This window comes from Acinetobacter sp. XS-4 (genome assembly GCF_023920705.1).
GTDB lineage: Bacteria > Pseudomonadota > Gammaproteobacteria > Pseudomonadales > Moraxellaceae > Acinetobacter.
The window spans coordinates 2,322,108-2,333,131 of record NZ_CP094657.1 but is presented as its reverse complement, the minus strand read 5'-3'; the positions used below and the strand labels follow the sequence as shown (position 1 = coordinate 2,333,131).

At 38.3% G+C, this 11,024-nt stretch carries 13 protein-coding genes; all 13 read left to right on the top strand.

The window, feature by feature from the left end:
- Positions 1-103: 103 nt before the first annotated feature.
- The 13 genes from MMY79_RS10880 (at position 104) to MMY79_RS10820 (ending at position 10,988) form a co-directional block, all read left to right on the top strand.
- Positions 104-1,117 (top strand): phosphotransferase, encoded by a 1,014-nt coding sequence (locus tag MMY79_RS10880; RefSeq protein WP_252608382.1) that lies wholly within the window; start codon positions 104-106, stop codon positions 1,115-1,117.
- Positions 1,117-1,806: an N-acetylmuramate alpha-1-phosphate uridylyltransferase MurU gene (gene murU, locus MMY79_RS10875; protein ID WP_252608381.1), complete on the top strand. Its 690-nt coding sequence runs from the start codon at positions 1,117-1,119 to the stop codon at positions 1,804-1,806. Before MMY79_RS10880 ends, murU begins: the two co-directional genes overlap by 1 nt.
- Before the next feature lie 87 nt (positions 1,807-1,893).
- The gene (rsmG, locus tag MMY79_RS10870) at positions 1,894-2,526 is read left to right on the top strand and encodes a 16S rRNA (guanine(527)-N(7))-methyltransferase RsmG (RefSeq protein WP_003651451.1); all 633 of its coding nucleotides are present in this window, start codon (positions 1,894-1,896) and stop codon (positions 2,524-2,526) included.
- Positions 2,527-2,547: 21 nt separating this feature from the next.
- On the top strand, positions 2,548-3,330 hold the full coding sequence (locus MMY79_RS10865) for a ParA family protein (RefSeq protein WP_003651453.1): 783 nt from the start codon (positions 2,548-2,550) through the stop codon (positions 3,328-3,330).
- Entirely contained in the window at positions 3,327-4,214 is an 888-nt protein-coding gene (locus MMY79_RS10860) for a ParB/RepB/Spo0J family partition protein (protein ID WP_016138313.1), read from the top strand. The genes MMY79_RS10865 and MMY79_RS10860 overlap by 4 nt, the downstream gene beginning before the upstream one ends.
- Positions 4,215-4,264: 50 nt before the next feature.
- On the top strand, positions 4,265-4,900 hold the full coding sequence (locus tag MMY79_RS10855; protein WP_013198088.1) for a MotA/TolQ/ExbB proton channel family protein: 636 nt from the start codon (positions 4,265-4,267) through the stop codon (positions 4,898-4,900).
- Positions 4,901-4,914: 14 nt separating this feature from the next.
- Positions 4,915-5,343, top strand: coding sequence for a biopolymer transporter ExbD (locus MMY79_RS10850; RefSeq protein ID WP_252608380.1), 429 nt, complete (start codon positions 4,915-4,917; stop codon positions 5,341-5,343).
- Positions 5,340-7,067: a lipid A export permease/ATP-binding protein MsbA gene (gene msbA, locus MMY79_RS10845; protein WP_252608378.1), complete on the top strand. Its 1,728-nt coding sequence runs from the start codon at positions 5,340-5,342 to the stop codon at positions 7,065-7,067. Before MMY79_RS10850 ends, msbA begins: the two co-directional genes overlap by 4 nt.
- A gap of 2 nt (positions 7,068-7,069) precedes the next feature.
- The gene (gene lpxK / locus MMY79_RS10840; protein WP_252608375.1) at positions 7,070-8,080 is read left to right on the top strand and encodes a tetraacyldisaccharide 4'-kinase; all 1,011 of its coding nucleotides are present in this window, start codon (positions 7,070-7,072) and stop codon (positions 8,078-8,080) included.
- Positions 8,081-8,089: 9 nt separating this feature from the next.
- On the top strand, positions 8,090-8,851 hold the full coding sequence (gene kdsB, locus MMY79_RS10835) for a 3-deoxy-manno-octulosonate cytidylyltransferase (protein WP_252608373.1): 762 nt from the start codon (positions 8,090-8,092) through the stop codon (positions 8,849-8,851).
- A gap of 13 nt (positions 8,852-8,864) precedes the next feature.
- Entirely contained in the window at positions 8,865-9,845 is a 981-nt protein-coding gene (locus MMY79_RS10830; RefSeq protein ID WP_252608371.1) for a DNA polymerase III subunit delta', read from the top strand.
- A 10-nt stretch (positions 9,846-9,855) separates the two neighbouring features.
- Complete coding sequence (locus MMY79_RS10825) at positions 9,856-10,197, top strand: PilZ domain-containing protein (RefSeq protein WP_009387057.1); 342 nt, start codon at positions 9,856-9,858, stop codon at positions 10,195-10,197.
- A 17-nt stretch (positions 10,198-10,214) separates the two neighbouring features.
- Complete coding sequence (locus tag MMY79_RS10820) at positions 10,215-10,988, top strand: TatD family hydrolase (RefSeq protein WP_252608369.1); 774 nt, start codon at positions 10,215-10,217, stop codon at positions 10,986-10,988.
- Positions 10,989-11,024: the final 36 nt, after the last annotated feature.

The window sequence follows — 11,024 nt, the reverse complement described above, 5'->3', positions numbered from 1 at the left end:
ATGCTAATTCACAATTAATTATTGTCGCATGATAGAGAAAAAGTTTATAAGTGGCTACACTTAACCCTTCAAAAATCTCAGCTTGTTTTAGATTTTATTGCAAATGAATACACAACGTGAACAATTGATATATACATGGCTTACATCTGTTCTTGAAAGTGATCAATTTAAGATCGCTTTTTTAGCAGGTGATGCAAGCTTCCGCCGTTATGCGCGTATCCAGTTACAAAATAAAACGTATATGCTCATGGATGCCCCTCCAGAAAAAGAAGACTGTGTTCCGTTTGTGACCATTGACGAATTTTTTGCAGGCCATGGCGTACGCGTACCGCAGATCGTCGCGAAAGATTTGGCTCAAGGTTTTCTGTTATTGGAAGATTTTGGTGATGTGCTGTTGTCTACATTATTAAATGATGAAACAGTTGATAAATACTATGAACAAAGTTTTAAACAACTTATTCAATTGCAATCTATTGATGGCACTAATCAGTTTCCAGCTTATTCTTACGAAAAATTAATGTCGGAAATGCAGTTGCTTACAGACTGGATGTTGCCATCACTTGCTATTCAGCCGACTGCTGAGCAGAAAAAAACGATTGATGATGCATTTGATTTCTTGGCTCGTACCGCAGTAGCCCAACCACAAGTGATTGTACATCGAGATTTTCACAGTCGTAATCTGATGAAAATTGAAAATGAACTAGAGCTTGGAGTAATCGACTTCCAAGATGCTGTTATTGGTGCTGATACATATGACTTAATTTCGATTACTCGTGATGCATATGTTCAATGGAATGCAGAGCATGTTTACCAATGGTTTAGAGTCTTTTATGACTTATTGCCTGAGTCTGCCAAACAAAACCGTAGTTTTGAACAGTTCAAGCGTGATGCAGATTTAATGGCTATTCAACGCCATATTAAAATTCTTGGCATTTTTGTGCGTCTGTTTGAGCGCGATGGTAAATCAGGTTATTTAAAAGATTTACCACGTGTCATGTGGTATTTACTCGAAGAAAGTCGTGGTTATGCTGAACTTGATGAGTTTATGGTATTTATAAATGACATAGTGATGCCTAAATTTATCGAGAAATATGGTAACTACGAGGTAGTAGCATAATGAAGGCAATGATTCTTGCTGCTGGTTTGGGCAATCGTATGCGTCCACTTACGCTATATACACCAAAGCCTCTGCTTGAAGTAGGTGGTAAGCCGCTTATTGTGTGGCATATTGAAAAACTTAAGAAAATTGGTGTGACCGAAATCGTCATCAATTCTGCATGGTTGGCCGATAAACTCATCAGTAGCTTAGGCGATGGTTCTCAATTTGGTGTGGATATCCGTTGGACACGAGAAGATGAAGGTTTAGAAACAGCGGGTGGAATTATTAATGCTTTACCACTGCTTGGAACAGATCCGTTTATTCTGGTGAATGGGGATGTGTGGACCACAATGGATTTTGAAGGTCTACGCCATATTAAGTTAAATGACGATTTAGCACATCTTGTGTTGGTTGATAACCCTAAACAGCATCCTGAAGGTGACTTTACATTATTCGATGGGCGCGCTTTTACATTTGATCAAGATGTAACGGGTGAGAACCTCACTTTTAGTGGGGTATCTGTTATCCATCCTAAGCTTTTTGATGGATTGGAATCTGGCAAACGTCCTTTAGCCCCACTATTGAAGCAAGCGATGCATAATCAAAAAATATCTGGTGAAAAACTTAAAGGTGCATGGGTAGATGTGGGAACACCTGGGCGCTTAATGGAGCTAGATTTGCAAATTCGTGAAGGCTTCTACGATTAAGTGTGTAATCCCTAATCGTTAACTAGTGTTCCACGATGCATAAATGGGTATACTTTGTTTTAAATTTTACTTAGATGTTATCTGTTTATGCATCCGTTTTTTCAAGAGTTACAACAGGGTAGTCAAAAATTAGGTTTATCGCTTAGCGATGAAGCTTTGGCATTATTGTTAAAATATCAAGATGCTTTGGTACTTTGGAATAAAGCATATAATCTGACAGCAATTCGTGATCCGAAAGAAATGTTAGTGAAGCATTTGTTGGATAGTCTAAGTATTTTAAATGACTTACCTGAAGGTAGACTACTTGATGTGGGTACAGGTGGTGGTATGCCTGGCATGATTATTGCTCTTTGTCAGCCTCAACGCCAATGTGTTCTTTTAGATTCTAATGGTAAAAAAATTCGTTTTTTGAAGCAATTTATTGCTGATCTTAAATTGAGTAATGTTGTGGCAGTACAAACACGTGTTGAGAATCAAGATACAATTGATGAGCTTGGCCAGTTTGACGTCATAACAAGTCGAGCTTTTGCTTCTTTAACGGACTTTGTAGATGCAGCTCAGCCATATCTTCATCAGAGCAGTATAATCGCAGCGATGAAAGGTGTAGTGCCAGTTGAGGAAATTGAGCAGCTCAAGCAGGACTTTTCATGTAAAGTGATTGAACTGCGCGTACCAAGACTTGATGAACAACGTCATTTACTTTTACTTCAACGTATCTAAATAAAAAGTATTAAGGTTACCATGGCTCAAATTATTGCGATTGCAAACCAAAAGGGTGGTGTTGGTAAAACAACGACTGCAGTAAATCTTGCAGCGTCTCTAGCTGTATTAAAAAAACGTGTATTACTTGTAGATATGGACTCACAAGGTAATGCTACGATGGGGTCTGGTATTCAAAAGAACGATCTTTTGTATTCAATTACAGATGTTCTTCTTGGCGAAGTTCCAATTGAAACAGCCATTCAAAAAGCAGAAGTTGGATATAAAGTTCTAGGCTCCAATCGTGAGCTTTCAGGTGTAGAGCTCGCTATAGCAGAGCAGGAAGGTCGTGAATTCATTCTAAAGAACGCTTTGAATGAAATCAGGAACTCATTTGACTATATCATTGTGGATTGTGCTCCAAGTTTGAGTTTGATTACTGTCAATGCTTTGGCGGCTGTAGATAGTGTCATTATTCCAATGCAATGTGAATATTATGCGCTAGAGGGTTTGGCTGATTTAACTCAGACTATTGATCGTATTCAAAAAGCACTCAATCCTGATTTAGAAATTATTGGTGTATTACGTACGATGTACGATGCACGAAATGCTTTAACACGCGATGTGTCAGCAGAACTAGAGCAATATTTCGGCAAAAAACTTTATGATACTGTTGTTCCACGAAATGTTCGCTTAGCAGAAGCACCAGCACACGGGTTACCTGTTATCTATTTCGAAAAAAGTTCTAAAGGTGCGGTTGCATACTTAAATCTTGCAGCTGAGATGTTAAAGAGAAGTAAAGTGAAGAAAGGAAGTAAAGTATGAGCATCAAAAAACGCGGATTGGCTAAAGGACGTGGTTTAGATGCATTACTTGGTTCAATTCAAAAAGAAAAACTACAACTGGAAGCACAGGCGTTAGACCACGGACAGTTAAAGCAAGTTGATGTGAATTTACTGAAACGTGGTGAATATCAACCACGTCGTTTTATTCATGAGCATGATTTACAAGAGTTAGCATCTTCTATTGAAAAACATGGCGTGATGCAGCCTATTGTCATCCGTCCAGTTGATGATGAAGCTCATCCATTTGAAATCATTGCGGGTGAACGTCGTTGGCGTGCAGCACAAATTGCGGGCTTAACTGAAATTCCAGCAATTGTTCGTGATTTAAATGATCAGGTTGCAATTGCATTAGCCTTAATTGAAAACATTCAGCGTCAAGATTTAAATCCGATTGATCAAGCAATAGCTCTACAGCGCTTTCATGATGAATTTGGTTTAAGCCATCAGGAAATTGCCGACACGGTTGGTAAAGCACGTACTACTGTCAGTAATCTGTTGCGGTTGTTGAGTTTGGCTGATGATATTAAAGATTTCATGCAGCAAGGCCAGCTTGATATGGGGCACGCTCGAGCAATTTTGACATTGAAAGGTAAAGATCAATTAGAAGTTGCTAAAATTGTAATTGAGAAAGGATTGTCCGTTCGTCAAACAGAGCAATTGGTGCGTGATAGAAGTGAGCCTAAGCAGGAAAAGGAAAAAGCGCCTGTAGCACCAGATATTGAGCAATTGACACAAAAACTATCAGAGCGTTTTGGCGCTAATGTAAAAATTGATCATAACCAAAAAGGTAAGGGTAAACTTGTTATTCATTATCATACCTTGGATGAGTTAGATGGCATTTTAAATATTTGCTTGCCAGAATAATTTGCAGTTGGGTCATGTATTTCTAATTTTATATTCTTGGGGAAGAACATATGTGGGAACTTGTGAGAGCGGGTGGCTGGTTGATGCTGCCTTTAATTCTATGCTCAATTTTAACTGTTGCGATCAGTATTGAACGTTTTGTTCGGTTAAGACGTTCACAAGTTCTACCCGAAGCATTAAGCGGTAAGAGCTCTTTAAGAGCTGAAGATATAGTGGAAAGTTTAGAACAAAATGTAGAAGTGCAAAATAGTGCATTGGGACATATTTTAAAAGCAGGCTTTGAGCATCGCGAACATGGTGAGCAATTTGCTCGCGCGCAAATGGAAGTTGCAGCTTCTCAAGAAATTTCCTATTTAGAAAAAAATATTAATTTCTTGGGTACTTTAAGTGCTGTAGCGCCGCTTTTAGGGTTGCTTGGTACTGTAGTGGGAATTATTGAGTCATTTCTTGTGATTGATTTTGGATCGGCTGGTAGTCCAAGTTTAATGATACCAGGTATCTCTAAAGCATTAATTACCACTGCTGTGGGAATGTTAATTGCAATTCCTGCTTTAATTGCTTATCGCTACTTTCAAAGAGTGGTGCAAGATTATATTGCTGAATTAGAGCAGCAATCGACCTTATTTCATGCCTCATTGTTTTATAAGCGTTCTTCGTCTGTAGCTGAACATCGCCGTGTTGGTTAAGAGGTGGACGCCAGATGAAATTTAAACGTTCTCAGGTTGAAGACATTCATATCAATTTAACGCCTATGATTGACTGTTTGCTATTCATTTTGGTTTTTTTATTGCTGTCGACCACTTTTAATCAGCCAAGTCGGATCAATTTAACATTACCAGATGCACAAGGTGTTCCACCAAAACAGTACGATCATAAAATTGAAGTCGTGGTAGACTCTGCTGGTCATTATGCTGTGAATGGTCAAGCGCTTTCATCTAAAGAGGTTGCTGATCTGAGTACTGTAATTAAGCAAGTTGCTCAAGAGCACCGTGACTTTATGTTCATCATTGCTGCGGATGCCAAAGCGTCTCATCAGGATGTAATTCGCGTTATGGATGTGGCAGGACAACTCGGTTTTGTTAACATCAATATTAGTACCAAAGTTCCTTCTAGAGGTTTTTCTGAGTGAATCAAGATTTTAAGGTTTATACGCGTCTCTTAGCCTATTTAAAACCTTATTGGGGCGTGGCCTTATTAGTACTTATCGGGTTCGGTATTAACTCAGCAACAGAAGTTTCCGTTGCTAAATTGATTAAATTTATTATTGATGCAATCCAAAACAGTAGTAGAGCAGATTTGGATTGGTTCCCATTATTAATTATTTTATTAGTATTCTTCCGCGGCTTAGGCCTATTTATGGGCGGCTACTATACTGCGGTGATTTCCCGTAGTTTAGTTTTTAGTATTCGTCAGGAAGTTTATGCGAAACTTTTAAGACTCCCAGCACAATATTACTTAGATAATTCATCTGGTCATATTACTGCCAAAATTATGTATAACGTTGAACAGCTAACAGCTGCTTCTTCGGAATCATTAAGAACCATTGTTAGGGATGGGATGATTACTATTGGACTATTAGGCTATCTGTTCTATACCAATTGGCGTCTTACCTTATGCGTTTTTGTGTTTTTACCAGTAATTGGTGTATTGGTACGTAAAGCTTCGAAACGTATGCGAAAGCTTTCGTTACAAGTTCAAGATACGATGGGTGATGTGAACCATGTTGTCCAAGAAAGTATTAATGGTAATGCTGTAGTAAAGACTTTTGCTGGTGAAGAATCTGAACAAAAACGTTTCTATAAGTCATCGGAAGAGAACTTAAAACGTGGTTTAAAAATGGTGATTGTACAAAACCTGAATAGTCCAGTTGTTCAGGTGGTAATGGCTTGTGCTATGGCGCTTATCGTATGGCTAGCTTTACGACCTCAAATTTTAGGCACTACAAGTGCTGGTGAATTTGTAGCCTACCTTACAGCGGCTGGGCTGTTAGCAAAACCAGTTAAAAGCTTGACTGATGTAAATGAAAAGTTACAACGTGGTTTAGCAGCAGCTCATTCTGTTTTTGAATTACTAGATTTACCTGAAGAGCAAAACAATGGCCAATTGAAGCCTAAATTAAATGGTGCAATTCGTTTTGATCATGTGACATTAAATTATGCTGATGGTGTATCAGCTATTAAAGATTTTTCTTTGGATATTCTTCCAGGTCAAACTGTGGCATTGGTTGGTCGTTCAGGGGCGGGTAAAAGTTCATTAGTTAACATGTTGGTACGTTTTCAAGAAGTATCGAGTGGACAAATTTATTTAGATGATTTGCCAATTAATGATATTGAGCTTTCTAGTCTGCGTACGCAAATTGCAATGGTAAATCAACAGGTTATATTGTTTAACCGTACCGTTCGTGAAAATATTGCATATGGTCAGTTGGAAGGCGCATCAGATGAAAAAATCTATGCAGCAGCAAAAGCAGCCTATGCACATGACTTCATTATGAATTTGCCAAATGGTTATGACACTGTTTTGGGTGCGCAAGGTCTAAACCTATCAGGTGGTCAGCGTCAGCGAATTGCAATTGCTCGAGCAATTTTAAAGAATGCTCCAATTCTAATTTTAGATGAAGCTACAAGTGCTCTCGATAATGAATCTGAACATTTTATCCAGCAGGCATTTGATGAAGCGATGCAAGACCGTACAACGATCGTTATTGCACACCGGTTATCAACAATTGAAAATGCTGATCGTATTGTAGTGATGGATCAAGGGAAAATTGTTGAGCAAGGTACACATAAAGAGCTTCTTGAAAAACATGGTGCTTATTATCAATTACATCAGCGTAATTTTGAGGATAACTAAGCATGTCATTGGCCCAGCTGATCCAGAATGCATGGAATAAGCAATCGAGTTGGTTGATTGCCTTACGCCCATTATCTTGTTTGTATCGTGCTGGGTTTCTATTAAATCGTAATTTTTATACTGCGGGTTTAAAAAAAGTTTATAAGGCACCTGTACCTGTCATGGTGATTGGTAATATTACTGTGGGTGGAAGTGGAAAAACTCCATTATTAATACAACTGGTGAATTATCTACAACAGCATAATGTCAAAGTTGGGGTCATTAGCCGTGGGTATGGTGGTACAGGTCCTTTTCCAATGTTGGTTACTTCGGGTGCTCAAGCAACTCAGGTTGGAGATGAACCTGCATTAATTGTTCAATCGACAAGTGTACCAATGGCAGTAGGTCCTAATAGGCAGGCTGCAATAGAACTCTTATTAGCATCAACATCCGTAGATTTAATTATTAGTGATGATGGTTTGCAGCATTGGGCACTGGGACGACAAATCGAGTGGATTGTACTCGACCAAAATCGTGGCTTAGGAAATAAAAAACTATTACCTGAAGGATATCTTAGGGAGCCAGTTGAGCGTTTAGAGGCTGGGACAGTAATTGAACATGCGTATAAACCAACTACAGAATTAAATATGCATCTTGAGACTGGACAGCCATATTTACTCAATCCTTCGCCAAGGTTCGAACACAGTTTTAATCCTCAAAGTAATTATCATGCTGTGGTGGGTATTGGCTTTCCGCAGCGTTTTTATCAAACACTTAAAGATTTAGGCTTGAAACAATTTCAAGAACATGCGTTTCGTGACCATCATGATTACTCAATCGATGATTTAATTTTTAATGATGAACTGCCACTTATTACAACTGAAAAAGATGCGGTTAAATTATTACCATTGCTTGAAAAAAATCCGGAATTTAAACAGCCTATTTGGGTTGTTCCTGTTAAAGCTATCCTGTCTGTAAAGTGTTATCAGGTTTTAACGCAGCAACTGCAACAACTTGATATCCAATTATCTTAGGAAGAAAAAATGAAACACATCGTCATTCCAGCACGCTTCTCAAGTTCGCGTTTGCCAGGTAAACCATTGTTGCTTATTCATGACCGTCCTATGATTTTACGTGTAGTGGATCAAGCCAAAAAAGTCGAAGGTTTTGATGATCTATGTGTGGCAACAGATGATGAACGTATTGCTGAGATTTGTCGTGCAGATGGTGTAGATGTTGTTCTCACGAGTCCTGATCATCCATCAGGAACAGACCGATTAAGCGAAGTTGCGCGCATTAAAGGTTGGGATGCTAATGACATTATTGTAAATGTTCAGGGAGATGAACCTTTATTGCCGGCCCAACTTGTTAAGCAAGTTGCAAAACTTTTGGTTGATAAACCAAATTGTTCAATGTCGACGTTGTGTGAGCCTATTCATACCTTAGATGAATTTCAGCGCGATAGCATTGTAAAAGTAGTCATGTCTAAACAAAATGAAGCTTTATATTTTAGCCGGGCAACTATCCCTTACGATCGGGATGGGGCGAAGCATGATGAACCGACTTTACATGCACAAGCATTTCGTCATTTAGGTTTATATGCGTATCGAGTGAGCTTATTGCAAGAATATGTGACCTGGGATATGGGTAAGCTTGAAAAGTTAGAAAGTCTTGAACAATTGCGTGTTTTAGAAAATGGACATCGTATTGCGATTGCTGTTGCTCAAGCAAATTTACCACCTGGTGTGGACACTCAAGCTGATCTCGATCGCTTAAATAATATGCCTGTCGAATCTTTTGAATAAGCGTTAATTTTTAATGAATCCGAATGTAACCTCAAAGGTTTATCCTTGGCAGAAAACAACATGGGATACCTTAACAACAAGGTTTCCCAATATTGGACATGGCCTATTATTTTATGGCAAGCAAGGCTGTGGGAAACATGCTTTTGCTAAGCATTTTTTGGCATGGGTGCTTTGTCTTAATAAGCAGTCTCATGGCGCTTGTGGTGAGTGTAGCAGCTGTCAATGGTTAAAATCAGACACCCATCCCAATTATGTCCATATCACAACAGATGAAGAAAATAAAAAGCAAAATGCAAAAATAAAAATCGAAAAGATTCGAGATTTACTGCCTTTCGTGCAACAAACTGGAGAGGGCTGGAGAGTTATTCTTATTGAGCCTGCTGAAGCTCTTAACTTAGCATCCTCAAATGCATTATTAAAAACCTTAGAAGAACCAGGTGAGCGTGTTGTTTTAATTTTATTGGCTGATCACTACCTTAAATTACCAGCCACTATTCGTAGCCGATTGCAGCACTTTGCTTTAGATCGCATTTCATATGAACAGGCTACTTCATATTTGAATGAGCATTTATCTGAAATTGCAGAAGTACAACCTGATTTATTGCTTGGTCTATCTAATGATATGCCTTTACAAGCAATAGAAATTGCAAAAAGTGATTGGTTTACTAAACGACAGATTTTCTTAAATGACTGGCTAAAAATTGTAGCTCAAAAAAATATGCCTTTATTTTTCTCGGGAAAATGGCAAAAAGAATTAAGTTTTAGCGATTTTATCGTACTTTTTGAGTACTTGTTGGGAGATTTAATTTGTGTCAAGCTAAATCAACCACAAAAAAATACGGATTTAGATTTTGATCAATTGAGTCCATATTACGACTTAGAAAGCTTATTTAATATTTATAGTGAAATACAACAAGCGAAAAAGCTTGTTGAGCAAAATGTACAAAGTCAACTTATTATAGATCAATTGTTTATAACGTTAATGAATATTTAAGGGGAAGATTATGCAGCCGCAAATGGGGGGGATTATTCAGGTAAATATTCCTGATAGAGCTACTTTGCAAGCAAGCTATATGGGATATGTACAAGGTGGAGGCCTATTTGTACCCTCAAAACAAAAAGTAAAAATGGGACAAGAAATTTTCATTTTAGCTACTTTGCCTGAGCAATCTCAAAAAATTCCTCTTACTGGTAAGGTGATTTGGATATCACACAAACAGAGCGGATTTAAACCCCAAGGTTTTGCTATTCAATTAAGTGGAGATAAGGGAGTTTACTATAAAGCTGAGGCAGAAAGAGTTTTGGCTGGTAGTATGTCTCTAGACCGTCCAAGTTATACTATGTAATCAAATAGGATATAAAAGTGTTTGTTGATACGCATTGCCATTTAACGATGTTAGATTTAACGCCCTACAACGGTGATCTGGACCTTGCGCTCGCTGCAGCACGAGCTGAAGGCGTGTCTAAATTTATGGCAATATCCGTTGATCTTGATGACCATATTGCATTAGCAGAAATTGCAAAGAGGCATGAAGATGTTGGATATACGGTAGGGGTGCATCCTTGTGAGGATGTGGATACGATGGCACGTGCAACAACTGAACATTTGATCGAGTTAGCTCGATCAGAAAAAGTATGGGCTCTGGGTGAAACTGGATTGGATTATTATCACAGTATAGATTTTATTGAAGAGCAAAAGGCATGTTTTGCCAGACATATCCAAGCTTCGAAAACTGTAAAAAAACCAGTCGTTGTTCATACACGTTCAGCAAAGCATGATACGGTAGATATTATTCGCGCTGAAAACTCTACTCATGGAATTTTGCATTGTTTTACTGAGGATTGGGAAACTGCTAAAGCTGTGCTGGATTGTGGTTATTACATTTCTTTTTCAGGTATTGTGTCATTTAAAAATGCACAAGACTTGCGTGATGTAGCTAAACAAGTTCCACTAGATCGACTTTTAATTGAAACAGATAGTCCTTATTTAGCACCTGTGCCATATCGCGGTAAAACAAATGAGCCAAAATATGTGCCTTATGTAGCCAAAGCGCTCAGCGATGTATATGATAAATCGGTTGAGGAAATTGCAATGATCACCTCACAAAATTTTGAGAACTTGCTAAAAGCGATTTAAGTTATAGAAACTATATAAGAGAGTAATTGCGTGAAG

Excerpts from the sequence above, each read along its gene's own strand:
- rsmG (WP_003651451.1), top strand. The coding sequence starts at position 1,894 with ATGCATCCGTTTTTTCAAGAGTTACAACAGGGTAGTCAAAAATTAGGT.
- kdsB (WP_252608373.1), top strand. The coding sequence starts at position 8,090 with ATGAAACACATCGTCATTCCAGCACGCTTCTCAAGTTCGCGTTTGCCA.
- MMY79_RS10830 (WP_252608371.1), top strand. The coding sequence starts at position 8,865 with ATGAATCCGAATGTAACCTCAAAGGTTTATCCTTGGCAGAAAACAACA.
- MMY79_RS10865 (WP_003651453.1), top strand. The coding sequence starts at position 2,548 with ATGGCTCAAATTATTGCGATTGCAAACCAAAAGGGTGGTGTTGGTAAA.
- lpxK (WP_252608375.1), top strand. The coding sequence starts at position 7,070 with ATGTCATTGGCCCAGCTGATCCAGAATGCATGGAATAAGCAATCGAGT.
- MMY79_RS10825 (WP_009387057.1), top strand. The coding sequence starts at position 9,856 with ATGCAGCCGCAAATGGGGGGGATTATTCAGGTAAATATTCCTGATAGA.
- MMY79_RS10860 (WP_016138313.1), top strand. The coding sequence starts at position 3,327 with ATGAGCATCAAAAAACGCGGATTGGCTAAAGGACGTGGTTTAGATGCA.
- MMY79_RS10880 (WP_252608382.1), top strand. The coding sequence starts at position 104 with ATGAATACACAACGTGAACAATTGATATATACATGGCTTACATCTGTT.
- murU (WP_252608381.1), top strand. The coding sequence starts at position 1,117 with ATGAAGGCAATGATTCTTGCTGCTGGTTTGGGCAATCGTATGCGTCCA.
- MMY79_RS10850 (WP_252608380.1), top strand. The coding sequence starts at position 4,915 with ATGAAATTTAAACGTTCTCAGGTTGAAGACATTCATATCAATTTAACG.
- MMY79_RS10855 (WP_013198088.1), top strand. The coding sequence starts at position 4,265 with ATGTGGGAACTTGTGAGAGCGGGTGGCTGGTTGATGCTGCCTTTAATT.